The sequence below is a fragment of the uncultured Agrobacterium sp. genome (genome assembly GCF_913777885.1).
Taxonomy (GTDB): Bacteria; Pseudomonadota; Alphaproteobacteria; order Rhizobiales; family Rhizobiaceae; genus Agrobacterium.
The window spans coordinates 217,983-242,642 of record NZ_CAJYTV010000017.1 but is presented as its reverse complement, the minus strand read 5'-3'; the positions used below and the strand labels follow the sequence as shown (position 1 = coordinate 242,642).

The 24,660-nt window shown below is 58.8% G+C and carries 24 protein-coding genes; 8 read left to right on the top strand and 16 right to left on the bottom strand.

Annotated features, from left to right (window positions below):
• Positions 1 to 46: 46 nt before the first annotated feature.
• The 7 genes from QZ869_RS16290 to QZ869_RS16260 form a co-directional block, all read right to left on the bottom strand.
• Positions 47 to 1,000 carry an ABC transporter substrate-binding protein gene (locus QZ869_RS16290; protein WP_296075042.1) on the bottom strand — a complete coding sequence of 318 codons (954 nt, stop codon included), beginning with the start codon at positions 998 to 1,000 and terminating at the stop codon, positions 47 to 49.
• Positions 1,001 to 1,521: 521 nt separating this feature from the next.
• Complete coding sequence (gene rlmN, locus QZ869_RS16285; protein ID WP_296106072.1) at positions 1,522 to 2,694, bottom strand: 23S rRNA (adenine(2503)-C(2))-methyltransferase RlmN; 1,173 nt, start codon at positions 2,692 to 2,694, stop codon at positions 1,522 to 1,524.
• 269 nt (positions 2,695 to 2,963) lie between these two features.
• The gene (locus QZ869_RS16280) at positions 2,964 to 3,467 is read right to left on the bottom strand and encodes an invasion associated locus B family protein (RefSeq protein WP_112519410.1); all 504 of its coding nucleotides are present in this window, start codon (positions 3,465 to 3,467) and stop codon (positions 2,964 to 2,966) included.
• Between the two features lie 363 nt (positions 3,468 to 3,830).
• Entirely contained in the window at positions 3,831 to 4,208 is a 378-nt protein-coding gene (locus tag QZ869_RS16275; protein WP_296105938.1) for a YkvA family protein, read from the bottom strand.
• 51 nt (positions 4,209 to 4,259) lie between these two features.
• Positions 4,260 to 4,565 (bottom strand): 4a-hydroxytetrahydrobiopterin dehydratase, encoded by a 306-nt coding sequence (locus tag QZ869_RS16270; RefSeq protein ID WP_112519409.1) that lies wholly within the window; start codon positions 4,563 to 4,565, stop codon positions 4,260 to 4,262.
• Positions 4,566 to 4,720: 155 nt separating this feature from the next.
• A complete protein-coding gene (gene thpR, locus QZ869_RS16265; RefSeq protein WP_296020490.1) occupies positions 4,721 to 5,314 on the bottom strand; it encodes an RNA 2',3'-cyclic phosphodiesterase in 594 nt (197 codons plus the stop codon).
• Positions 5,315 to 5,382: 68 nt separating this feature from the next.
• Entirely contained in the window at positions 5,383 to 6,033 is a 651-nt protein-coding gene (locus QZ869_RS16260) for an arylesterase (protein WP_296105936.1), read from the bottom strand.
• A gap of 67 nt (positions 6,034 to 6,100) precedes the next feature.
• Here QZ869_RS16260 and QZ869_RS16255 point away from each other — a divergent pair, with 67 nt between their 5' ends.
• The 3 genes from QZ869_RS16255 to QZ869_RS16245 all read left to right on the top strand — a co-directional run bounded on the left by QZ869_RS16255 (position 6,101) and on the right by QZ869_RS16245 (position 10,408).
• Positions 6,101 to 6,814 (top strand): ABC transporter ATP-binding protein, encoded by a 714-nt coding sequence (locus QZ869_RS16255; protein ID WP_296105935.1) that lies wholly within the window; start codon positions 6,101 to 6,103, stop codon positions 6,812 to 6,814.
• Positions 6,811 to 9,360, top strand: a complete 2,550-nt coding sequence (locus QZ869_RS16250) for an ABC transporter permease (RefSeq protein ID WP_296105933.1) — start codon at positions 6,811 to 6,813, stop codon at positions 9,358 to 9,360. The genes QZ869_RS16255 and QZ869_RS16250 overlap by 4 nt, the downstream gene beginning before the upstream one ends.
• A 265-nt stretch (positions 9,361 to 9,625) precedes the next feature.
• Complete coding sequence (locus tag QZ869_RS16245; protein WP_296039729.1) at positions 9,626 to 10,408, top strand: Bax inhibitor-1/YccA family protein; 783 nt, start codon at positions 9,626 to 9,628, stop codon at positions 10,406 to 10,408.
• A 193-nt stretch (positions 10,409 to 10,601) separates the two neighbouring features.
• Here QZ869_RS16245 and QZ869_RS16240 read toward each other — a convergent pair whose 3' ends face one another.
• The 3 genes from QZ869_RS16240 to acnA form a co-directional block, all read right to left on the bottom strand.
• Entirely contained in the window at positions 10,602 to 10,994 is a 393-nt protein-coding gene (locus QZ869_RS16240; RefSeq protein ID WP_296020505.1) for a DUF2794 domain-containing protein, read from the bottom strand.
• Positions 10,995 to 11,299: 305 nt separating this feature from the next.
• The gene (locus tag QZ869_RS16235) at positions 11,300 to 12,082 is read right to left on the bottom strand and encodes a thioredoxin family protein (protein ID WP_296020507.1); all 783 of its coding nucleotides are present in this window, start codon (positions 12,080 to 12,082) and stop codon (positions 11,300 to 11,302) included.
• A gap of 268 nt (positions 12,083 to 12,350) precedes the next feature.
• Complete coding sequence (gene acnA / locus QZ869_RS16230) at positions 12,351 to 15,044, bottom strand: aconitate hydratase AcnA (RefSeq protein ID WP_296098897.1); 2,694 nt, start codon at positions 15,042 to 15,044, stop codon at positions 12,351 to 12,353.
• Positions 15,045 to 15,317: 273 nt separating this feature from the next.
• Here acnA and ccmA point away from each other — a divergent pair, with 273 nt between their 5' ends.
• The 5 genes from ccmA to QZ869_RS16205 all read left to right on the top strand — a co-directional run bounded on the left by ccmA (position 15,318) and on the right by QZ869_RS16205 (position 18,295).
• Positions 15,318 to 15,959 (top strand): heme ABC exporter ATP-binding protein CcmA, encoded by a 642-nt coding sequence (gene ccmA, locus QZ869_RS16225; protein WP_296105931.1) that lies wholly within the window; start codon positions 15,318 to 15,320, stop codon positions 15,957 to 15,959.
• Between the two features lie 67 nt (positions 15,960 to 16,026).
• A complete protein-coding gene (gene ccmB, locus QZ869_RS16220; protein WP_296020514.1) occupies positions 16,027 to 16,686 on the top strand; it encodes a heme exporter protein CcmB in 660 nt (219 codons plus the stop codon).
• Positions 16,687 to 16,752: 66 nt separating this feature from the next.
• The gene (locus QZ869_RS16215) at positions 16,753 to 17,514 is read left to right on the top strand and encodes a heme ABC transporter permease (protein WP_296105929.1); all 762 of its coding nucleotides are present in this window, start codon (positions 16,753 to 16,755) and stop codon (positions 17,512 to 17,514) included.
• 5 nt (positions 17,515 to 17,519) lie between these two features.
• A complete protein-coding gene (gene ccmD / locus QZ869_RS16210; protein WP_296039737.1) occupies positions 17,520 to 17,696 on the top strand; it encodes a heme exporter protein CcmD in 177 nt (58 codons plus the stop codon).
• Positions 17,693 to 18,295, top strand: a complete 603-nt coding sequence (locus QZ869_RS16205; RefSeq protein ID WP_296039739.1) for a DsbE family thiol:disulfide interchange protein — start codon at positions 17,693 to 17,695, stop codon at positions 18,293 to 18,295. The genes ccmD and QZ869_RS16205 overlap by 4 nt, the downstream gene beginning before the upstream one ends.
• 18 nt (positions 18,296 to 18,313) lie before the next feature.
• On the opposite strand, the gene QZ869_RS16200 is transcribed toward QZ869_RS16205, so the two are convergent.
• The 6 genes from QZ869_RS16200 to dapF all read right to left on the bottom strand — a co-directional run bounded on the left by QZ869_RS16200 (position 18,314) and on the right by dapF (position 24,502).
• Positions 18,314 to 19,501 (bottom strand): GGDEF domain-containing protein, encoded by a 1,188-nt coding sequence (locus tag QZ869_RS16200; protein WP_296105927.1) that lies wholly within the window; start codon positions 19,499 to 19,501, stop codon positions 18,314 to 18,316.
• A gap of 93 nt (positions 19,502 to 19,594) precedes the next feature.
• Positions 19,595 to 20,191, bottom strand: a complete 597-nt coding sequence (locus QZ869_RS16195) for a DUF2585 domain-containing protein (RefSeq protein WP_296020526.1) — start codon at positions 20,189 to 20,191, stop codon at positions 19,595 to 19,597.
• A 13-nt stretch (positions 20,192 to 20,204) separates the two neighbouring features.
• Positions 20,205 to 20,855, bottom strand: a complete 651-nt coding sequence (locus QZ869_RS16190; RefSeq protein ID WP_296105924.1) for a septation protein A — start codon at positions 20,853 to 20,855, stop codon at positions 20,205 to 20,207.
• 2 nt (positions 20,856 to 20,857) lie between these two features.
• The gene (ftsY, locus tag QZ869_RS16185; RefSeq protein WP_296105922.1) at positions 20,858 to 22,306 is read right to left on the bottom strand and encodes a signal recognition particle-docking protein FtsY; all 1,449 of its coding nucleotides are present in this window, start codon (positions 22,304 to 22,306) and stop codon (positions 20,858 to 20,860) included.
• A gap of 22 nt (positions 22,307 to 22,328) precedes the next feature.
• Entirely contained in the window at positions 22,329 to 23,603 is a 1,275-nt protein-coding gene (mtaB, locus tag QZ869_RS16180; RefSeq protein ID WP_296105920.1) for a tRNA (N(6)-L-threonylcarbamoyladenosine(37)-C(2))-methylthiotransferase MtaB, read from the bottom strand.
• On the bottom strand, positions 23,600 to 24,502 hold the full coding sequence (gene dapF, locus QZ869_RS16175; protein ID WP_296105918.1) for a diaminopimelate epimerase: 903 nt from the start codon (positions 24,500 to 24,502) through the stop codon (positions 23,600 to 23,602). Before dapF ends, mtaB begins: the two co-directional genes overlap by 4 nt.
• Between the last annotated feature and the right edge of the window lie 158 nt (positions 24,503 to 24,660).

Sequence of the window (24,660 nt, the reverse complement as noted above, 5' to 3'; positions counted from 1 at the left end):
GGAACGACATAAACAATGTCAATCGCGCGAGGCCGACGAGGAGACGTTACTCGATCACCTTCGTAGCGCGCTTCACGACGCTCTCAGGGAAGGTCACGCCAATCTTTTCAGCGGCTTTCTTGTTGAGAACGAGGTCGGTGCCGACAGCTGTGGTTGCCGCAATATCGCCAGGCTTCTCACCCTTCAGGATACGCACGACGACAGCACCCGTCTGCTTGCCCACATCGAAATAGTTGAAGCCGAGCGCTGCGATAGCGCCACGTGCCACGGAATCCGTATCGGCAGCAAAGAGCGGAATCTTCGCCTCAGCCGCAACACCGGCAGCCGCCTCGAAGGCGGAAACGATAGTGTTGTCGGTCGGAACGTAGATTACATCCGCCTTGCCGACCAATGCGCGGGTCGCGCCCTGAACTTCGGAGGACTTGGTGGCGACGGATTCGACAACCGTCAGACCGGCCTTTGCCGCTGCTTCCTTCAACAGAGCGAGCGTCGAGACAGAGTTGGCCTCGGCCGAGTTGTAGATGTAGCCGATCGTCTTGGCAGACGGCACGATTTCCTTGACCAGAGCCAGATGCTCGTTGACGGGAAGCGCGTCCGAAAGACCGGTGACGTTGCGGCCGGGCTTTTCCATCGACTTGATAAGCTGCGCGCCGACGGGATCGGAAACCGCGGTGAAGACGACCGGAATGTCGCGCGTTGCGGCAACGACGGCCTGCGCCGACGGCGTGGAGATCGGCACGATGACATTTGGAGCGTCGCCGACGAACTGACGAGCGATCTGCGCGGCGGTACCTGGATTGCCCTGCGCGGACTGGTAGACGAACTTGAGATTCTCGCCTTCCTTGTAGCCAGCTTCGGCAAGTGCTGCCTTTACGCCATCACGTGCGGCATCGAGGGCCGGATGTTCGACGATGGCAGTCACAGCGACGGTCACGTCTTCCGCTTTGGCAGGCAGGACGAGAGCCGTGGCGGCGGCGAGCGCCAGAATAAGTGCGCGCATAGGGTATTCCTCCGATTATTTTGCTTTTCCCGCTCTCTTTAAGAAAGGGTTAAGCCGAAATCAATCGCGCGGGAGAGATCGGAGCGATCAAATATTTGATTAGGTGGAGGGGTAAGGTTCAATCAAAAGCTGCTGAGGTCTATAAGTCCGTCGAAAAATGGAACGAAACTGCCGATCCTCTACTCGCAAATGCGGTCCATACCGCGCAAGCCTGATACTCTGAAGCCGGAAGCGCACGACCGCTTGACGTAAAACAAGTTTTCCGCGGTCGCGATGGAGGTTTGTTCTTGCAATAAGCACTCAAACCTGCCGCAAACAGGACGCCTTACGCCTTTGTCGGCATGCACTATCCTGGATAGATCACCAAAGTCACAGGAATGAGGGTCTTGAGACGGTGGCTGGGAAATGTCATCGGAATGTTCAGGAAACCATCCTGCGCGACGTCAGAAAGAGCGTCGCCACAGACCCGTACCGGAGAAGCTCAAGACTGAAGCTGCTCTCGGAGCGACGACACCGTAAACTCAGTCGTCAGCCCCATGATTGGCAATCATCATCGCTTCAAACGCCAGGCGCTCGGTCTTGCGCATGCGTTCCGATTCCGACTTCAGCTGGCCGCAGGCTGCCAGAATATCGCGCCCGCGCGGCGTGCGGATCGGTGAGGCGTAGCCGGCCTGATTGATGAAGTCGGCAAACTTCTCGATCTGCGCCCAGTCCGAGCACTGATAGTTGGTGCCAGGCCATGGGTTGAAGGGGATGAGATTGATCTTGGCTGGAACACCCTTAAGAAGCTGGATCAGCATCTTGGCATCTTCCAGGCTGTCATTGACGTCCTTCAGCATCACATATTCGAAGGTGATACGGCGCGCATTGGAAAGACCCGGATAGTTGCGGCAGGCTTCGATCAGTTCCTTCAGCGGATACTTCTTGTTGATCGGCACCAGCATGTCGCGCAGTTCGTCGCGCACGGCATGCAGGGAGATTGCCAGCATCACGCCGATCTCGTCGCCGGTGCGGAAGATTTCCGGCACGACCCCGGAGGTGGAAAGTGTCACGCGGCGCTTGGACAGCGACAGGCCGTCGCCATCGGTAGCGATCAAAAGTGCGGTCTTCACATGCTCGAAATTATAGAGCGGCTCGCCCATGCCCATCATCACGATGTTGGACACCTTGCGGCCCTCGCTCGGAACATAGGCGCCGACCGGCGTTGAGCCATCCGGAAAATCGCCCAGACGATCACGCGCAAGCAGAAGCTGCGACAGAATTTCCTCGGCCGTCAGATTACGCACCAGACGCTGCGTGCCGGTGTGGCAGAAGGAACAGGTGAGCGAACAGCCGACCTGGCTGGAGATGCACAGCGTGCCACGGCCTTCTTCAGGAATATAGACGGTTTCGATTTCCACCGGACGACCGGCACCACGCGGGGGAAAACGCATCAGCCACTTGCGCGTGCCGTCATTGGAAATCTGCTCTTCGACGATCTCGGGCCGGGCAATGGTAAACTTCGCCTTCAGCGTCTCGCGGAGGTCTTTCGCGACATTGGTCATGTTGTCGAAATCGGAGACGCCGCGCACGTAAAGCCAGTTCCACAACTGGCTGATGCGCATCTTCACCTGCTTTTGCGGTACGCCGATCTCCATCAGCGCGTCGGCCATCTCTTCGCGCGTCATGCCGATGAGCGACGGCTTGTCCGACATGAGATCGCTGTTGGCGACCAGAGGCGCTTTGACTGCAAGACCGGGTGTAGCTTCCAAAGTGGACATCGTCCTATCCCATCATCCAATGCACGAGCGAAACCGACCTGTCGAAACGGCGGAACGTCATCTGCATGTCGAGAAATCCAAAACTGCGGCGATCATCCTGGTGTCGCCAGCATTTGTGTTGGGCGCGCATCTAGCATCAAACCGGCCAAAACGCAAATGGCCGGTCAAGAGACCGGCCATCAGACTTGATCTTCGACGTTTGCTTACTTGCAGCTTTCGATCTGCTTCAGTGCTGCCGAGATGCCGGACAGCGAATAGGAATAGGAGGTTGCCGTGCCACGACCCGACGTCGCCTTGACGGTCATGCTCTTGCCCGTCTTCATGGCTGCAACAAGTGCCGGCTCTTCAGCGGCGTTCTCGACCCAAGCCGCCTTGTCCTTGGTGAACATGACGAAGTTCTTGGCATCGATCGTCACATTGACCTTGGAGCCTTCCTTCAAAGGATAGCCCACCATAGCCTGCGGCTCATAGGAGATGTTCTGGCCAGGGCGCTGCGACACGATGAAAAAGATATCGCCATGGTCGACGCTCGCCGGCTCCTTGGCGGTTGGGACGGACAGAACATAGCAAACGGTGCTTTTACCCGATTTGTACGAATAGGCACCCCAAGCGTTGAACTGCTGGATGCGCGTGGGCGACTGTGCAGAGGCAATGCTGACACTGGTCAGCAAAATGGCGGCTGCGGTTGCTACACTTCTTACAAACATTGAATTTCCTGCCGGGTTTATTGTCTTCCAGTTGCCCGAACGGCTAGGCCGGGCCGGTGCTAGGTGAAGGCCGTCATCTTTATTTTGGCTAAGGAACGGTTACCAAACCGTCAACGCCATCGTTAAAAGGTGAGAATTGTATCGCGGTGTTACAGTTCGGATACTTCCCGCGCGCCCTGAGAAGCCTGCCCTACCGAAGCTTACGAAAGCTCGGACAAAGCACATGCGTCAGAACGTCCTGACGCATGCAAGAAGATGCTCCAGGCGACGCGAGACAGCGCCACATCCACAGCTATGACACGCCAATTCAGGCAAGAATTTGTCAGGATTTGGAAGCGTTGCTAACGGCGCATCACAGGGCCGTTACTCTTCGCGCATCTTCTCCAGCGCCACATCCGCAGCGTCGTAGTGCTCCATCTTGATGTGGGCACGGATCATGGCGAGCGCTGCGGTCAAAACGGCGATGTCATCGGTGAAGCCGATGACCGCCAACATATCCGGCACAACATCGATGGGCATGATGAAATAGCCAAGCGCGGCAAGAAGAATACCCTTCGCACGAAGCGGCGTTCCCGGATCGACCGCGCAATAATAGGCAGCCGCAGCGTCTCTCGCAAAAGGCACCTTGCTGACGACCCGCTTCATCTTGGGCCAGAACTTGGAGCGCACCGTCTGCTCGCGCTCCCTCTGCGTGTCGGGATCACCGGGAAGCAGGATTTCACCGATCTTGACGTCATCCATGGTCGAGTTTCCTTTGGTCATGGCCATGATATAGGAAAGCTGGTGCAGCGTTCAATTGCCGCGCCCGGCAGCCGCCTTCTCCATCGCCTTGGCCAGCAGGATGTCACGCTCGGTGATCCCCTGGGAATCATGCGTGGTGAGACAGACCTTCACCCGCGAATAGACATTCGACCATTCAGGATGGTGGTTGAGCTTTTCCGCCACGAGCGCACATTCCGCCATGAAGCCGAAAGCCTCGGCGAAACTGGCAAATTTGTATGCCTTGACGATCGCCAAACCATCCTCGCGCAGTGACCAACCGTCAATCTCCTCAAGCGCCGTCAGCACCGCGTCCGTTTCAAGCTTCGCATAGGTCACGATGAACCCTCCCCTCGCATTCCTGTTTCGCCCGGGGTTCAACGGAAATGCATACACTTTGGTTCACTCGGGGCCCACAGACCACCGTCTGAAAATGGCGCACGACCAAAGCGACAGCCAAGCGATGCTATGATCGGGCGTCTCCAAGACACGTTTCAGAACAGCGTCTTTTCCGGAAGCAGGCCGGCATCGGCATAGATGCCGCCCGAACGACTTTCATATAGTGGAAAAGCCTCTTCGACGATGTAAGGGCCGCCACCGACCGACTCTTTCGACGACATCAGGACGAAGCGTCCGACGGTGAAGGTGGAGGTGCGAAAATCCCCGCGGCCCGAAAGATAATGGACCACATCGTCTAGCCTCGAATTGCGAAGCCTTGCCAGCGTGACATGCGGCGTGAACTTTCGCGGATCCGGCGGCAGGCCAAGTCTCTGGCAAATGCGCTCGATTTCTGCCTGGAGAGCGACCATTTCCGGGGAAGGAGACACCCCTGCCCAGATGGAGTGCGGCTTCTTCGATCCGAAGGAACCGATGCCCGTCAGGTTGATCTGAAATTCCTCACGCTCGATGCGATCCAGCCGGTCGACCACCTCATCGGCAGTGCGGCCGTCTATATCCCCGATAAAGCGCAAGGTGATGTGATAATTCTCCACGTCAATCCACCGGGCTCCCGGTAGACCACCGCGCAACAATGAAAGGCTCATCGCCGCGTTGCGCGGAATTTCGAGGGCGGTAAACAGTCTCGGCATGGCGAGCTCCCCGAATCTTTTGGCAGAACAAGAGCAGCGAATCATGCAACGCTTGGCTGCGCAAGTGCTTATTTTTTTTGCGCACTGATAGTCTTAACAAAGGCCTCGACTGCTGGCAGCGACTTTTCCACCATCACCGCCACACCCTTAGCATTGGGATGTATCCTGTCTTCCAGTTGCAGGCTCTGATCGAGCACCACACCATCCAGGAAGAACGGATAGAGCGGTACCTGATACTTCTGCGCCAGCCGCTCATAGATCGGGTTGAACGCCTTGCCGTAATCGCCGCCCATATTCGGCGGCACGATGATGCCCACCAACAGGACCGGAATTTTGCGCTTCTGGAACCCTTCGATGATGGCTGAGAGGTTCTTCTCGGTATCGGCCGGCGGAATGCCCCGCAGCGCGTCGTTGGCACCAAGTTCCAGGATTACGCCGTCCGTCCCGTCCGGGACCGACCATTCGGCACGGGCGAGCCCGGCGGAGCTCGTATCGCCCGAAACGCCGGCATTGGTGACCACCACATTGACGCCCTTGGCCTTCAGCGCCGCTTCAAGCTGCGCGGCATAGCTCTCGTTTGGCGCCAGCTGATAACCGGCCATGAGACTGTCGCCAAAGCCGACGATCTGCAATGGCTTGTCTTGAGCCTGCGCATAAGAGGATGAAAAGAGCGCTCCACAAATGACGACGAAGTGAGCGGCAGCGGCTTTAAAATTCATACCAGCCTTCCTAATTGGTGAAGCCGGGCAAGGCTTCTGCACTCTTGGATATATAGGAACGCGAAACGTGGCGAAAAGCACCATCGAGCTGAAGAAAGCGGATCTCACTCTTGGCAGTGCTGCTGCTTCCGTCCACGTTTTGAAACGCATCGATCTCACCATTCAGGAAGGCGAAGCAGTCGGTATTGTCGGGCCTTCCGGCTCTGGCAAGTCCACGTTGCTGATGGTGCTGGCAGGCCTTGAGAGACTGGATAGCGGCGAGATCACGATTGCGGGAACGCATCTCCATACGCTTGGAGAGGACGCGCTGGCCGATTTTCGCGGCAAGAATATCGGCATCGTCTTCCAGTCCTTTCACCTGATCGCCAATATGACTGCGCTGGAGAATGTCGCCGTTCCACTCGAGCTTGCCAATGTGCCCAATGCCTTCGAGATTGCGACCCGCGAATTGACCGCCGTTGGTCTCGGGCAACGCCTCAACCACTACCCCGGCCAGTTGTCGGGCGGTGAACAGCAGCGCGTGGCGATTGCCAGAGCGCTGGCGCCTTCGCCTGCCGTGCTGATTGCGGATGAGCCCACCGGCAATCTAGACACCGACACCGGCAAGCAGATCGCCGACCTTCTTTTCTCCAAACAGGCCGAGCGCGGCATGACGATGATCCTCGTCACCCACGATCCCTCGCTCGCGGCCCGCTGCACCCGTCAGATCAAGGTGCGCTCCGGTCAGATCGAAGGGGATAGCGCCAGTTCCAACGCCGCCAGACAGGCGGCAAGCGCATGATTCCGTCAGCCGCCAACATTCGAAATGCGCTGAGACTGGCGCGCCGGGAAATCCGCGGCGGTTTCGGCGGTTTTTACATTTTCCTCGCCTGCATTGCACTTGGCACTGGAGCGATTGCCGCCGTCAATTCCGTCTCGCGGGCCGTCACCAGCGCCATTGCCGATGAGGGTCAGTCCATTCTGGCCGGCGATGTGCGTTTCGAGCTCAGAAACCGCGAAGCCAATACAGACGAACGCGCTTATATCGACAGTCTCGGCGAGGTCGCCGTCTCCGACGGTCTGCGCTCTATGGCCCGCCTTGAGGACGGATCGCAGCAGACGCTCGCCGAAGTGAAGGCCGTCGATGGTGCCTATCCGCTCTACGGGGATTTCGTTTCCGAACCCGCGCGTCCGCTTCCCGAGCTTCTGGCCAAACAGGGTGAGAGCTTCGGCGCGGTGGCCGCTCCCATGCTTCTTGAGCGTCTGGGCATCAAGGTCGGCGACGACCTGCTTCTTGGCAATGCAAGGCTGAAACTGACGGGTACCATTGTGACCGAGCCGGACACGCTTTCCGACGGCTTCGGCTTCGCCCCCCGCCTGCTCATCAGCCGGGATGCGCTTGTCGCCTCCGGTCTGATCCAGACAGGAAGCCTGATCGAGCATGCTTACAAGGTTCGCCTGACCGACCAATCCAAGCGCGCAACGATTATTGAGACGACCAACAAGGAATTTCCCAATGCCGGTTGGTCCATTCGCACCAGCGACCGCGCAGCACCGCAACTGACCGAAAACGTCAACCGCTTTTCCCAATTTCTGACTCTGGTTGGTCTGACGGCGCTGATCGTCGGCGGTGTCGGAGTGGCGAATGCCGTGCGCGCCTTTCTCGATTCCAAGCGCACGACTATTGCTTCGCTGAAATGCCTCGGCGCACCGGCAAGCGTAGTAACAATGACCTATCTGTTCCAGATCGGCTTCATTGCCTGCGTCGGAATCCTGATTGGACTACTCTTCGGTGCCGTAGCCCCCCTCATCGCCATGCGCTTTATGGACGGCGTGCTGCCGGTGCCGAAGGAGCTTGCCTTCTACCCATCGGCACTCTGGCTTGCCGCCGTCTTCGGCATGCTGACCACGCTTGCTTTCGCCATCGTGCCGCTCGGCCAGGCGCGGGAGGTTCCAGCCACGGCCCTCTTCCGCGAACAGGGTTTCGAAGAGGGACGGCTTCCTTCCTGGCCGTATCTCGCTGCCACGGCAGTTCTTCTCGCAGTGCTCGCGAGCCTTGCGATCTTCACGGCGGATGATCGTTTCATCGCCTCGGTCTTCCTTGGCGCCATCGCGTTTGCTTTCGTCGTCTTGCGGCTGGTCGCCGCCGGCATCAAAGCCTTGGCGAAACGCAGCCCACGCGTCCATTCCGCAGCTCTCAGACTTGCGATCGGCAATATCCACCGCCCAGGCGCGCTAACGCCCTCCGTGGTGCTGTCGCTTGGTCTTGGCCTTACACTTCTGGTGACGCTGACGCTGATCGACGGCAATCTGCGGCGGGAATTGACGTCGACACTGCCGGAGAAAGCGCCGAATTTCTTCTTCGTGGATATCCAGGGAAGCGAGCGCGACGGTTTCCGCGACCTCGTCAAGCGCGAAGCGCCGGAAGGCACCCTCACCGAGGTCCCAATGCTGCGCGGCCGTATCCTGGCGCTCAACGGTCAGGACGTCACCAAGATCGAGGTGCCACCATCGGGCCGCTGGGTTCTGCGCGGCGATCGCGGCATCACCTATTCTCAAGATCTGCCCGAAAATGCCAAGCTCACGCAAGGCACGTGGTGGGGCAAGGATTATAGCGGCGAGCCGCTGGTGTCCTTTGCCGCCGAAGAAGCGCGCGAGCTTGGCCTGAAGATCGGCGATACGGTGACCGTCAACGTCCTTGGCCGTAGCATCACCGCCAGGATCGCCAATCTGCGTGACGTGCAATGGCAGTCCATGTCGATCAATTTCGTCATGGTCTTTTCGCCCAACACCTTCCGCGGTGCACCGCATGCCTGGCTCGCAACCCTCGCTGACCCTTCGGCGACACCCGCCAAGGAAGGCGAGATCCTGCGCAGCATCACCAATGCTTATCCGACAATCACCACCGTGCGAGTCAAGGATGCGCTCGATATCGTCGACAGGCTGGTGGGACAGTTGGCCACCGCGATCCGTGCGGCGGCTGCCGTTGCGCTGATTGCCTCCGTGCTGGTGCTGGCCGGTGCGCTGGCGGCGGGGAACCGTGCGCGCACCCGTGATGCGGTGATTTTGAAGACGCTCGGCGGCACCCGCTCCATGCTGATCCGAGCCTTCTCCTATGAGTATATCATCCTCGGCTTTGCGACCGCCACCTTTGCCCTTCTGGCGGGTGGTGTCTCCGCGTGGTTCGTGATTGCCCGCATCATGAAGCTGCCGTCCAGCTTCCTGCCAGATGTGGCGATCGGCACGCTTGTCGTGTCGCTCCTGATGACGGTGGGCATCGGCCTGATCGGCACATGGCGCATTCTCGGGCAGAAGGCAGCACCTGTGCTGCGCCAGGCGGGTGAATAATCCACTAGATGCAAAGCAGAAGCTGAAATCGGAAAAGTTGTGCGCGATTTAACTTTTACGATTAATTCTTCGTAATGATGTCAAAAACGTTATCGCTTTTCGCGCATACGGTGTTTTTTCGGCATTCTCCGCTCTTGTAACAAATGCGCCATCGTCTCATATTCTCTGGTAGGCTTGCTGTAGCTCCGCAGCGGCGCCTGGGGTAATGTCCGTACAACGGTCTTATCCCGACACCGTAGCAACTTCGGAGCTAAAAGAGGAAACAATGGCTGACTTTAACAACTACCAGAACCGCGTGGCCCAGGGCCGTGCTCAGTCTGGTGCGATGATCGACGAAGGTCTTCGCTCCTACATGGTGAAGGTCTACAACCTTATGGCGCTCGCACTGGTGATTACCGGTGTTGCTGCCTTCGGTTTTGCTAGCCTCGCTGTGACATCTGATCCAGCTGCGGCTGTCGCGACTTTGCCCAACGGCAAGATGCTGACGGAATTGGGCTACGCGATCTATGCATCCCCGCTTCGCTGGGCCGTCATGCTGGCTCCGCTAGCTCTGGTTTTCTTCCTGAGCTTCCGCGTGCATAAGATGAGCGTGTCTGCCGCCCAGTCGACCTTCTGGGTCTATGCGGCTCTTGTCGGTCTCTCGATCTCTTCGATCTTCCTGAGATATACTGAAGCCAGCATCGTCCAGACGTTCTTCATCACGGCTGCTTCTTTCGGCGCGCTTTCGCTCTACGGCTACACGACCAAGAAGGACCTGTCCGCCATGGGCTCGTTCTTGATCATGGGCCTGTTCGGTCTGATCATCGCGTCGATCGTCAACATCTTCCTGCAGTCCGACGGCTTAGGCTTCGCTGTCTCTGCAATCGGTGTCCTGATCTTTGCGGGTCTGACGGCTTACGATACGCAGAAGATCAAGGAAATGTACTTCGAAGGTGACGACGTTCTCGTAGCCGGTCGCAAGGCGATCATGGGTGCGCTGACGCTCTACCTCGACTTCCTGAACCTGTTCATGTTCCTGCTTCAGTTCCTGGGCAACCGGAACAACTAAGGGTCGCGACAGCGCTCAAACATAAAGGCGGCCACCGGCCGCCTTTTTCATGTCCACTTACGAGGCAGAGGAAGCGCCGCTTCCGACTGTTTTTTAGCACCGGCCCTAAAATCGGACCCGATCTGCGGAAAGCACGATACATCAATTCAAAGCGGCGAAGCGCTCGTTGCGCGTCCAATAGGCGCACGGCGCTCTAGTCGATCAGCTTCAAAGCCTTGTCGAATACCTTCAGCACCTGAGGCAACTCATGCCCACGCTTGAGAATGCGGCCATCGGTGTTGATAACGCAGTAAGCGCCCTGCTTGGCAGCTAGCTTCGGGTTTTTCTCGATCCTGAACAGCGGCATTTCGCCGGAGCGCTTGAAGACGGAGAACACCGCCTTTTCCTTCATGTGGTCGATGGCATAGTCGCGCCACTCGCCCTCGCCCACCATGCGGCCATAGATGCGCAGAATCGCGTCCAATTCCCGGCGGTGGAAGGTGACAGGCAAGGGATCCTTGCTTTGTTTATACTCCCGAAGATCAACGACGGTTGAGCCTTCTCGCGTCTGAGAATTCGCGTAATGCAAATCCGGCTGATCGGTCATCCGGCACCTCGCTCGACTGCATATGACATCTGCGCGACAGTCTGTGCCCGGCTTGGACAAATTGCAAGCCCGCAACGTCGATGCGCAAACGACATCATGATCGGTAACCAATGAGGCACGTAAACGGGCTCAAATGCCCAATTTCAAACAAATCATGGCCCGAATTCGATGGAATAGTGCGATCGTCAATTGATGCCTAGGCACCAAGATGACCCGGTCCGGTGCATTGACCCTTTACCCCCAGCCCCCAATGCCCGGACCGGATCTCCCCCTCGCGGGGATCGGGAAAACCTGTTCCGAGAGCCTTACCCCTCAGAATGCATCAGCACGTTCGCGCCGACGATAGCTGAGGGATTGCCCGCTGCATCCATTTTTTGCAGCAACACGGCGCAACCTCCGGACTTGGCCTTTGCCATAACACTTGCTGGCAGCTTGACCGTCATGGCTTTGCCATCCCACATGCCCACCGTCTGCACGTCATAGACACTGTGCCAGTAGGAAATGGTCTTGCCCTGGTTCTCGCCCTTCTGGACGTCCACGACCTGCTCGCGGTTGAAATAGGCAACGACGACTTCTGCCTTGCCCTCACCGGCGCCAATGTCGATCTCGATCTCGTCGCCGACGCGCTCGGTGCTGACGGGAACGCTCAGGCCCTCGCCCGCATGATTGAAATCGTCGAGCCGCTTGTAGATAGTCTGGATATCCGCGCCCTTCACATGGTCGCGTCCGTTGACCACGGCCTGCGGCGTATAGACATTGTTGCGCCCGAGCGCCCGGGCATAGCCATATTGCCGCTCGGTGTTTTCCTTCGACGCCAGCGAATCCGTCCAGCCGAGATAGTTCCAGTAGTCCACGTGATAGGACAGGCCAATCACATCGCCGTTCTGGATAAGCTTGCGCAAATTGGCATCCGCCGGTGGGCAGGACGCGCAGCCCTGCGAGGTAAAGAGTTCGACCACGCCTTTCAGCCCGTCCTGTGCATAGGCTGCACCGCCAGAAAGCCCGCCGAAAAGGCACAGGGAAACGCCGAAGCTGCGAAGCCCATTTCGAAAAGTGCCGCTTCGCTGCGGGCCAATTTTATTCGGCATGATATGAACCCTTGTCTGAATGCCGGTCCGAACCATTGATGCAATCAATTTGGGTGTGGAGGCAAGGCGGAAAATAGCCTCGAACTCTGTTCAAGAGGAAGTCACGATGGGGTGAGCATCGCAAGCCCCGTGCGGGTGCAAAAGACCTGGATGGCGAGCCGTCGCGTTCACGCAATTTCCCAATTATGATCTCATGCGCAGAGCGTCCCGATCGGACACAAAAAAACGCCGGGATTGCTCCCGGCGTTCGATGTCTTTGACGGATGGATCAGGCTGCCAGATCGCGAAGAACGGTCTGCAGAATGCCGCCATTGTCCATGTAGGTCACTTCGTCCAGCGTATCGATGCGGCAAAGCAGCGGAACTTCCTTCACTGTGCCGTCCGAATAGGTGATCTTTGCGATCTTGGTTTCGCGCGGTTTGATCTCGCCTTCGAGGCCTTCGATGGTGACGGTTTCGTCGCCCTTCAGACCCAGGCTTGCCCAAGTTGTGCCTTCCTGGAAGGTGAAGGGCACGACGCCCATGCCGACCAGGTTGGAGCGGTGAATACGCTCGAAGGACTGCGCCACCACGGCCTTGACGCCGAGCAGATTGGTGCCCTTTGCCGCCCAGTCACGCGAGGAGCCGTTGCCGTACTCGACACCGGCGAAGATGACGAGCGGAACACCCTCATCCTTGTACTTCATCGCAGCGTCGTAAATCGACATCTCTTCCTTGGACGGATAGTGGATGGTGTAGCCACCTTCCTTGCCGTTCGGCCCGAGCATGTGGTTACGAATGCGAATGTTGGCGAACGTGCCGCGCATCATCACTTCGTGGTTGCCACGGCGCGTGCCGTACTGGTTGAAGTCGGCAACCGCCACACCGTTTTCGGTGAGGTAGGCACCGGCAGGAGACGCTGCCTTGATCGAACCGGCCGGAGAGATGTGGTCGGTGGTGATCTTGTCGCCGAAGAGACCGAGAACGCGAGCGCCCTTGATGTCCTTGAGACCAGTGCCCTTCTTGCCCATGCCGACGAAGTAAGGCGGGTTCTGGACGTAGGTGGAGTTGTCGTCCCAGGCATAGGTCTGACCATCAGGAACCTGAACGGCCTGCCAGTTCTCGTCGCCCTTGAACACGTCCGCGTACTTGGTCTCGAACAGTTCACGGGTCACGTATTTCTGGATGAACTCCTGAACTTCCGCAGAGGTCGGCCAGATGTCCTTCAGATAGACCGGGTTGCCGTTCTGGTCTTCACCGAGCGGCTCCTTCGTCAAATCCTTCTGCACCGTGCCGGCCAGCGCATAAGCGACAACGAGCGGCGGAGAAGCGAGGTAGTTCGCCTGAACGTCTGGCGAAATACGGCCTTCGAAGTTACGGTTGCCGGAAAGAACGCCAGCGGTGATCAGACCCTTGTCGTTGATGGTTTTGGAAATCGGCGCTGGCAGCGGGCCGGAGTTGCCGATGCAGGTCGTGCAGCCGAAGCCGACGAGGTTGAAGCCGAGCGCGTCGAGCTCCTTCTGCAGGCCAGCCTTTTCCAGATATTCCGCCACGACCTGGCTTCCAGGTGCAAGCGATGTCTTTACCCACGGCTTGGACTTCAGGCCCTTGGCAACGGCGTTGCGGGCGAGAAGACCGGCAGCGATCAGCACCGACGGGTTGGAGGTGTTGGTGCAAGACGTGATGGCGGCAATTGCCACATCGCCATGTCCGAGGTCGTAGCTTTCGCCTTCCACCGCATAGCGGGTGTCGATCTGGCCAGGCTTCTTGTAGTCGTTCTCGAGAGCGGTCGCGAAGTTCGAAGCAATGGTTTCGAGCGGCAGGCGGCCTTCCGGACGCTTCGGACCGGCCATGGATGGCACGACGTCGTTGAGGTCGAGTTCCAGCGTGTCGGTGAAGACGAGCTGCGAGCCGTCATTGTCGCGCCACATGCCCTGCGCCTTGGAATAGGCTTCGACGAGCGCGATACGATCCTTCGCGCGGCCGGACATGTTGAGGTAGCCAACGGTTGCGGTATCGACAGGGAAGAAGCCACAGGTCGCGCCGTATTCCGGACCCATATTGCCGATCGTCGCACGGTCTGCGACCGGCAGCGTGTCGAGGCCGGGGCCGAAGAATTCGACGAACTTGGACACGACGCCCTTCTTGCGCAGCATCTGCACGACGGTCAGAACGAGGTCGGTCGCGGTAACGCCTTCTTTCAGCGTGCCCGTCAGCTTGAAGCCGATGACTTCAGGCAGAAGCATGGAAACCGGCTGGCCGAGCATGGCCGCTTCGGCTTCGATGCCGCCAACGCCCCAGCCCAGAACGCCAAGACCGTTGATCATGGTCGTGTGGCTGTCGGTGCCGACGCACGTATCCGGATAAGCGATCGTCTCGCCATCCTCGTCCTTCGTCCAGACAGTCTGGCCGAGATATTCGAAGTTCACCTGGTGACAGATGCCGGTGCCTGGCGGAACGACGCGGAAGTTCTTGAACGCCTGCTGGCCCCACTTGAGGAAGCGGTAACGCTCGCCGTTGCGCTCATATTCGAGCTCGACGTTGCGGGCAAAAGCACTCGGATTGCCGAATTCGTCGACGATGACCGAGTGGTCGATGACGAGGTCGACGGGAACGAGCGGGTTGATCTTTTCCGGATCGCCACCGAGAGCCTTGATGCCATCACGCATGGCTGCGAGATCGACGACGGCGGGAACGCCGGTGAAGTCCTGCATCAGTACGCGGGCAGGACGGTAAGCGATTTCCGCTTCCTTCAGACCCTTGTTGTTCAGCCACTCGGCAACAGCTTCGATATCGGACTTGCGAACCGAACGGCCATCTTCATTGCGCAGCAGGTTCTCAAGCAGAACCTTCATCGAATAGGGGAGATTGGCGACGCCCTTGAGGCCGTTCGCTTCCGCTTTCGGCAGGCTGTAATAGACATATTCCTTACCGTCGACGGTAAGAACGGAACGACAATTGAAACTGTCGAGAGATTTTGCCACGGTAGTAAACCCCGTTCATTCTGATAGCCAACACGCGCGTGCGGACACCTATGCACTATCATGCACATCAGGATGCGGGTACGACCATTTCCGCTGTCCGCACGAGAAAATTGCTTCCGCAATATTCAGGTCCGGCGCTAGGTGATGTTCACGCCGGCCGCTGGCGTGGTTGAGACCCATATAGATAATTTCGCCAAAACGTGCCAGACCAACGAACGGCTAAAATCGATTTTTTTTGATCGAGATGATGAAATTCTTAAACGAGGCGGAGCAGTGCATCTGACAGCGGAAAATCTTGGCGTCAGACGGGGCGAAGATTTTATATTCATGAACGTTTCTCTCCAGTTAACGGATGGCGACGCCCTCGTTCTCACCGGCGCCAACGGGTCAGGCAAATCCACGCTTCTACGCGTCCTTGCAGGCCTGCTGCCTGCCGAGACCGGGACCATAAAGATAGCCGGCGAAGGAATTGAAGAGGGCACACGGCCCGCTGAAGTCAGCCACTATCTCGGCCACCGCAACGCCATGAAACAGGAAATGACAGTTTACGAGAACCTCTCCTTCTGGAAGCGTTTCTTCGGTGACTTCAACGGCGTGCCCTCTGCCTCCATCGAAGACGCTGCCGATATCGTCGGCCTTGCCGGTATCACCCACCTGCCCTTCGGATATCTTTCCGCCGGCCAGCAACGGCGATTTGCCATGGCCAAGCTGCTCGTGGCTTGGAAGCCGATCTGGATTTTGGATGAGCCAACGGCAGCGCTGGATGCAGAGGCGGACCGCATCTTTACCGGATTGGTGAAGGCACATCTGGCAAGGGGTGGTCTCGTGGTCGCGGCAACGCACCAGCCGCTTGGACTGGAGGATGCCAAAGAGTTGCGGATGACTGGGTTTGCCGGATTGGGGGAGGTTTATTGATGAGCTTCCTCACCTGCACAGAGCATACCCTCAAGCGCAAACGCCCCGGAAGCAGGAACCCCGCCCGATGATCGCGCTGTTCCTGCGAGACCTTAAGCTCTCCATCCGCGCTGGCGGAGGTGCACTGATCGGCGTCCTGTTCTTCATGACGGTCGTTGCCGTCATCCCCTTCGGCGTCGGCCCGGACCTCAATCTCCTTTCCCGCATCGGCCCTGCTATCGTCTGGATCGGCGCCCTGCTTGCAGCGCTTCTCGGCCTGGACCGGCTGTTTCAGGCAGAAAGGGACGACGGCTCCCTTGACCTGATCCTGATGCATGAAAATCCGCTGGTGCTGACGGTTCTGGTCAAATGCCTGGCGCACTGGACGGCAACCGGCCTGCCGCTTGTCATCGCTTCGCCGCTGCTGGGCCTGTTCATGAACATGGGAGAGGTGGCCATCGGTGCCGTCATGCTGACGCTGCTGGTCGGAACCCCTGCCCTCACCTTTATCGGTGCGGTGGGAGCAGCCGTCGCCGTTGCCCTGCCGCGCGGTGGCCTGCTGGTATCTATCCTTGTCCTGCCGCTTGCCATCCCCGTGCTGATCTTCGGCGTCAGCGCGTCTTACGCAGCGGTGGAAGACCCTGCCCCATTCCTTCCGCCCTTCATGATCCTGATTGCCATCACGCTCTTTTCATCGGTGGTCGGCCCGTTCTTTGCCGCTTTGGCACTGCGCAACTCCACGGATTGATAAGGATCAATTGCCGCGGCCTCGTCCTCACTGTAAAAGGACCTTGCCCGCGGCCAGAAAGATGCCATGACCCAGACGAGCCTAGCCATCACCAAGTTCAGCGATCTTGCCAATCCCACCCGGTTTTTGGCGCTGTCATCGCGCATTCTGCCATGGCTGGCAGGGCTCTCCGCCCTGTGTCTGCTGGCTGGTCTCTATCTCGCCTTCTCGACGGAGGGCGATTATCAGCAGGGCAACACCGTGCGCATCATGTATGTGCATGTGCCCGCCGCCTGGCTCTCCATGATGTGCTATACCGTCATGGCGCTGTCGGCCATCGGCACGCTGGTCTGGCGCCATCCACTGGCCGATGTCAGCCACAAGTCCGCAGCGCCAATCGGTGCGGCCTTCACACTGATTGCACTCATCACCGGTTCGCTCTGGGGCAAGCCCATGTGGGGCACGTGGTGGGTCTGGGATGCGCGCCTCACCTCCGTCTTCATTCTGTTCCTGATGTATCTCGGCCTCATTGCCTTCAACAAGGCGATGGACGATCCGTCGAAGGCGGCGCGTGTCAGCGCCGTTCTGATCCTAGTCGGCTTCGTCAACATCCCGATCATCAAATTTTCTGTCGAATGGTGGAACACGCTGCATCAACCGGCAAGCGTCATGCGCATGGACGGTCCGGCCATCGACCCGGAATTTCTCTGGCCGTTGCTGACCATGGCAATCGGCTTCACCCTGCTGTTCTTCACGCTTCACCTTGCCGCCATGCGCAATGAAATCATGCGCCGTCGCATCGCCGCACAACGGCGCCTTGCCGCGCGTGCGGCTGGACGAGGATCGTAAAAGAGATGACCCACGCGTTTTACATCGGCATGTCCTACGCCCTCACCGGCCTGATTGTCTTATCCCTGATCGCCTGGGTCTGGCTCGATGGGCGCGCCCGAAAGCGAGAATTGAAAGAACTGGAAGCGCTCGGCATTCGCCGCCGCTCGCGTCCGGCCAAAACCGAGGCGCCTTCGGCATGAGCGACAAAGAAGCCTCTCCACCGTCCGCATCGCGTGGCCGATCGCGCTATGTGCTGGCGCTTCTGCCACTGCTGGTCTTTGGCGGCTTTGCCGCCATCGCTGCCAAGATGCTCTATGAGCAGGACGTCAACGGCCTCGATGTCAGCGCTATTCCCTCGGCACTGATCGGCACCAAGGCACCTTCGCTCACACTGCCGCCGCTGGAGGGCTCCAATGTGCCCGCGCTGACCGATGCGGCGATTGCCGGCAAGCTGACGCTGGTCAACGTCTTCGCATCCTGGTGCGTGCCCTGCCGGCAGGAGCACCCGATGCTGAAGGAGCTGTCCAAGGACAAACGTCTCAACATTGTCGGCATCAATTACAAGGACAAGACCGATAACGCCGTGCGTTTTCTCGGCGAACTCGGCAACCCTTATGCCGCCATCGGTATCGATCCGAACGGCAGGGCGGCGATTGACTGGGGCGTGTACGGTATTCCGGAGACCTATCTGGTCGGTCCGGACGGCACGATCATCTACAAGAAGGTCGGCCCGATCGACGTGACGACCTACGAACGAGAACTCATCCCGGCCATCGAAAGCGCTGCTGCCGGAGATTGATGGCTGCGGTGGTGAACGTCAGCTCGCAACGATCTTGAGGCTGGCCGCAGGCGTGACACTCACAACAGCAACTCCTTCGTGAACTACCTGATTTCGTCCTGCCTGCTTTGCTTTGTAGAGGAAGCCATCCGCGCGCGAGATCGCATCATGGATGGAGTGGTCGCCAAGCGCGATCGCGGATACGCCGAAGCTGCTGGTGATGTGAACCGGAAACGGCCCGTTTGACCAGTTACGCGCGGCAAAGGCGCTGCGCACCATATTGGCAAGCACCGCCAACTGCGACGCCGGGAGATCGGGAACGTAAGCAACGAATTCCTCGCCGCCAAAGCGCGCAATCTTGGCATTGGCAGGCAGCGTGTCCTTAAGGAGCGACGCAAGCGCGATGATGACCCGATCGCCGGTTGCATGGCCAAAGCGGTCATTGACCGTCTTGAAGTGATCGATATCGCAGATCAGCACGGCACCGGAAGGTAGCGGCGATACGCGAAAATCCGGTGCGCCCAGATCGAAGCCTCGCCGATTTAACAGCCCTGTCAGCGAATCCTGGTCTGCCAGCAGCCGATGCTGATCCAGCACCCGCGCGGCGCCACTCGCCAACACAGACAGCGCCATCAGAAATCCGCAAATGCTGGCGGCAAACTGAGCAATATAGGCGTAGTCGGAGGAGAGATAGGTATCGAGGCTTTCCATCGACGCGGCGCTGGTTTGCGTCAACAACAGTGTCACGCGCGTCATCGTCTCCATCACCACGAGGCTAACCGCCACCAGCAGCAGCTTATCCATGAGATTGCGCGCTTGCCTGCGCGTCAGGAAGATGGATGGTGCGAGAAGCAGCGCTAGCCCCGTGTCGGACGTTGCCAGCCCGTTTCTCAAATTCGGCTCGATGAAGATGAAAAAGCACACCGCGCAATATCCGGCAGCGGCGAAAGCAAGCCGCAGCCTCCAATGTGTCTTCACGCCAAAATGGACAAGCAGCGCGTGGCCATAAAAGAAGAAGGCCGCGAAGAACAGCAGGTTGGAGACGACCGCCTGGGTGATCAGGAACGTGTCCGTCAGCATCATCGGTAGGGCAAAGCCGCTGGCGGCTGAAAGAAAGCCCATGCCCCAGTAGCGTCCGGAATGAAACCCCACGGTCTCGAGGCTAAGAAAGATCAACCCGAATGTGAGCAGGATAAAGGGCAGCAGATAAGCAAAATTGTCCTGCAAGACGGACGCCTCTGAAGAAATTATAAAACAGGCATCGAGATATACGGCGCGTTTGTTAATAAAGCGCCCGCTCGCACGCTGACAAACCCTGGATCAGGCGCCTGGAAGCGCGTTTTGCCACTCCTTGATAGCGTCTACCGGCCAGACCAGCATCAGCACATTCAAGGTAAGATTGTCGCGGATCAGCCAGCCGGTAAAGATCTCGAAGAAGATCGCAATCAGGATCGTCAGCCAAACTGGCATGCGTGCAGCGAAGAAGAAGCCCACGATCATGAAGACCGTGTCCATCGCGGAATTCAGAATGCTGTCGCCGCTATAGCCGAGCGCCATGGTGGCAGTGCGATAGCGGTCAATGATGATCGGCGAGTTTTCCAGGATTTCCCAGGCAGCCTCGACCAGAACCGCAAGAGACAGCCGGAACGACAGAGGCTTGCTACGGAACAGAAGCCATGCGAGCCCATAGAACAGGAAGCCATGGATGATGTGCGACGGCGTGTACCAGTCGGCAATGTGCTGCGAATTGCCGGGCGTATTCACACCGGGTTCGAAGAGCTTCACATAGCCGCATTCGCAGATTGGAACGCGGCCCATCATGTAGAGAATGACGATCTGCGCGACGAGGAGCCCCGCTGCCATCCAATACCATTTGACCGAAGACGCGCGAGAGGCAGGCACAACCGAAACCGTCATTTGTCGTCCTTGGTCATTTATCATCTTTGGTCAGGGGCTCGACCGAGTGACGCATGACAAGCGGCATCTGCGCCATGGTGAAGATGATGGTGATCGGCATGGTGCCCCAGACCTTGAAGGCAACCCATGTATCGGTGGAGAAGTTGCGCCAGACGACTTCGTTCAGCACTGCAAGAAACAGGAAGAAGATGCCCCAGCGGAGTGTCAGCTTGCGCCAGCCCTCATCATCCAACTTGAAGGCGGAGTTGAAGACATAGCCGAGAAGCGATTGACCGAAGAACAGCCCGCCGAGCAGAATGACGCCGAACAGCGTATTGACGATGGTGGGCTTCATCTTGATGAAGGTGTCGTTCTGCAAATAGAGCGTCAGTGCGCCGAAGACGAGAACGACGAGACCGGAGATCAGCGGCATCATCGGCAATGTGCGCGTAAGAATCCAGGAGACGGTGAGCGCCAGCGCCGTCGCGATCATGAAGAGGCCGGTGGCGATGAAGATCGGCCCGCCGAATTCATGCAAAACGGGCAGTTTTTCCGCCAGCCAGTCGCCCTTGGAGTTGGCGAAGAAGAAGACGACAAGCGGTCCGAGTTCCAGAACGAACTTCAGAAGCGGGCTGACCTCACGCACCATCTTTTCGCTTTCGCGCTGATTGCTTTCCACGTCCATACTCAAACTCCCGCAATCGCCTTGGCGAAATCTTCTGCTTCGAACGGCTCCAGATCGTCCACGCCTTCGCCAACGCCGATGAAATAGACCGGCAGCTTGTGCTTGGCAGCGATGGCAACGAGGATACCGCCGCGCGCCGTGCCATCCAACTTTGTCATAATCAGGCCCGAGACGCCGGCAACGTTGCGGAATATCTCCACCTGGTTCATGGCGTTCTGACCCGTCGTCGCATCCAGCGTCTGAAGAACGGTATGCGGCGCGTCAGGATCAAGCTTGGAGAGAACGCGCACGATCTTTTCCAGCTCCGCCATCAGTTCGGTCTTGTTCTGCAACCGGCCTGCCGTGTCGATGATCAGCACGTCGCTCTTCTTCGCCCGTGCCTGTTCATAGGCATCATAGGCAAGCCCTGCCGCATCGGCCCCGAGCTTGGTGCCGATGAATTCCGAGCCGGTACGATCGGCCCAGATCTTCAACTGCTCGATGGCAGCCGCGCGGAATGTATCGCCTGCCGCCAGCATCACCTTCAGGCCGGAACCGGAGAGTTTTGCCGCAAGCTTGCCGATGGTGGTGGTCTTGCCGGTGCCATTGACGCCGACCACCAGAATGACATGCGGCTTGTGCGACAGATCGAGTTCCAGCGGCTTGGCGACGGGCTCAAGCACCTTGGTGATCTCGCTTGCCATGATCTTGGCAACATCTTCGCCGCTGACATCCTTGCCATAGCGCTCGGAAGACAAGGCACCGGTGATGCGCATGGCGGTCTCGACGCCAAGGTCCGACTGGATCAGCAGGTCTTCAAGTTCGTCCAGCGTGTCTTCATCGAGCTTGCGCTTGGTGAAGAGCGCCGAAATCTGGCTGGTCAGCTGCGAGGAGGTGCGTGCAAGACCGGCGCGCAGGCGCTGGAACCAGGTGAGCTTCAGCTCAGGTGCAGCCTCGACCGGCTCGACACGATCGGCCGCAGAGGCAAAGCCTTTTGGCAGCGCTGGGGGAAGTGCAGGTGAAAGCGCAGCCGGCGGAATGCCGCTTGCCGCTTCCGCTTCATCCAGAATGCCGCCCAGAGCATTGTCGTCCAGTGGCGCTTGCGCATCCACCTGCTCGGCATCCTCCACGCCCTCACCGGCCGCAGCTTCCGCCTCCAGCAAAGAGAGCGGCACCATGCCGATATCGCCAACCAGTTCGGGGCCGGGCAGAAGCGGCGCTTCCTCGTCCTCGTCTTCAGCGGTTTCACTTACCTGCCCGACATCGTCAGAAACAGGGCCTGCGGCGCTTTCCATCTCTACATCAGGCACAGGATCTTCAGCTGGCAGCGTGTGGGCTTCTGCCTCGTTCAGTGCCTCTTCGAAGGCGCTGCGATCCTCAAGGCGGGAGACGGCCTCTTCGCTTTCCGGACTATCCGTCTCGGCCTTGTCCTTGCCGAACGAAAAGACTTTTTTGATGAAGCCGAGGGCCATGACTTTCCCGTCTCGTGATTTTTCAGGCCGCTTGCGCCGCCAGATATTGCATATTCAAGTGCTTACCGTTGTGGCCCGTAATGGCAACCCGCGCAAGAGTGCGCGGCGCAAGATCAGGGGCCGCCACCAGGGTAAAGTTGTCCGTATGGGCAAAACCATTGTTTTCCACCAGGATCGTCTGCTCACTTCCCACCATAGCGTCGAGATGCGTGATGCGCAGCGCCTCGCCGCGAGCACGAAGCCTTGCCGCCCGTTCCTTCACCAGCGCACGGTCGAGCTGCGGCATTCGCGCGGCTGGCGTTCCCGGACGCGGGCTGTAGGGAAACACGTGCAAGCTGGAAATTCCGCACTCTTCCGCAAGTGTGGCGGCATTCTCCGCCATCTCGTCGGTCTCGGTTGGAAAGCCAGCGATCATGTCCGCGCCGAAAGCAATATCCGGGCGTAGCGAGCGCACCTCGCGACAGAAGCGGATGGCATCGTCACGAAGATGGCGACGCTTCATCCGCTTCAGGATCATGTCGTCGCCATGCTGCAACGACAGATGCAGATGCGGCATGAAGCGCGACTCGTCAGCGATCAGATCCATCAGATGACGGTCTGCCTCGATGCTGTCGATGGAGGAGAGCCTGAGCCTGAGAATATCCGGCACCTGCTTCAACAGCGTCTTCGCCAAATAACCGAGCGAGGGTTCGCTCGGCAGATCGACACCATAACTCGTGGCATCGACACCCGTCAGCACGATCTCCCGATAACCGCTCTCGGTCAGCTTGCGCGCCTGATCGACCACCGCACCCATCGGCACGGAGCGGGAATTGCCGCGTCCATATGGAATGATGCAGAAGGTACAGCGGTGATCGCAGCCATTCTGCACCTGGATGAAAGCCCGCACATGCCCATCGATGTGCTTGACCATCTGTGGCGCAGTGGCCTTCACACTCATGATGTCGTTTACGCGCAGCTTCTCTTCTGCGGAGACGCCGAAATCCGGCAGCGCACGGTAGGAGGTGCTCTTCAGCTTCTCCTCATTGCCGAGCACTGCATCGACTTCCGGCATGGCGGCAAAGGTCTGCTTCTCGGTCTGGGCCGCGCAGCCGGTGACGATAATGCGCGCATGCGGATTGTCGCGCCGCGCCCGGCGGATCGCCTGACGCGCCTGGCGCACGGCCTCGCCCGTCACCGCGCAGGTATTGACCAGCACCGCATTGTTGAGCCCCGCCTTTTCGGCCTCAGCCCGCATCACTTCCGATTCATAGGTATTGAGGCGGCAGCCGAAGGTTATGACCTCGACACCGCTCATAAGACGCCCTGCTGCACGCCCGCCTCACGCGTCCATTGGCCGGTGACGGGATCCACTTGTCCAGCCCATTCCCATTCAGCGGGACCGGTCATGATGACGTGGTTGTCCTCGCGCCATTCTATTTTGAGTGGAATACGCACGGGACTGGAAGCCACATCGATCTCGACGCGACGACCGGTGCGACCGGTCCGCGCCCCCGAGACGGCAGCAGCGCAGGCGGCCGATCCGCAGGCAAGCGTCAGCCCAGCACCACGCTCGAACGTGCGGGTGCGAAGGCGGTTGTCGGAAATGACCTGCGCAAGCGTGATATTGGCTTTTTCCGGAAACATCGGATGGTTTTCTAGCAGCGGCCCGAAGCGCGCCAGATCGAATTCCATCGGATCGCGATCCACCCAGAAGATGGCGTGCGGGTTGCCCATGGACATGACGGCAGGCGAATGCAGCACCGGCTCGTCGATCGGGCCGATCTGCAATTCGATGCGGCTGGTATCGTGAAACTCTTCCGCAAGCGGAATATCGCGCCAGTGAAAGCGGGGTTGCCCCATATCGACGGAGATCATCCCGTCCTCATGCTCGGTGGCATTCAGGATGCCCGCGACCGTCTGGAAGGTGAAGGCCTTCTTGCCGGTCTCTGACGCCAGTGCCTGCACCACGCAGCGTGTGCCATTGCCACAGGCCTGCGCCTTGGTGCCATCGCAGTTGAGAATATCGATATAGGCATCGGTGCCAGCAAGACGCGGATCGTGGATCGCCATGATCTGGTCAAAGGCGGTCTCGGCATCCGCATTCAACGCGATGGCCGCTTGCGGGGAGACCACGTCGTTGCGGCCGCGCATATCGACAACCAGGATCTTGTTGCCAAGCCCGTTCATCTTCGCGAATTCGACCGTCTGCGTCATGTGCCTGACCTTGCTGAGAGGAGTGCGCAACAAGCACCTCATTTGCCCCTATATGGCGGAATTGCAGGGGAATTACCAGTCTGGCTGCAGGAAAAGCAGATGCGCAGAGAGCAAGAAAAAACACCCCCGGAATGGCCCGGGGGTGCGAAAGTCTCCAT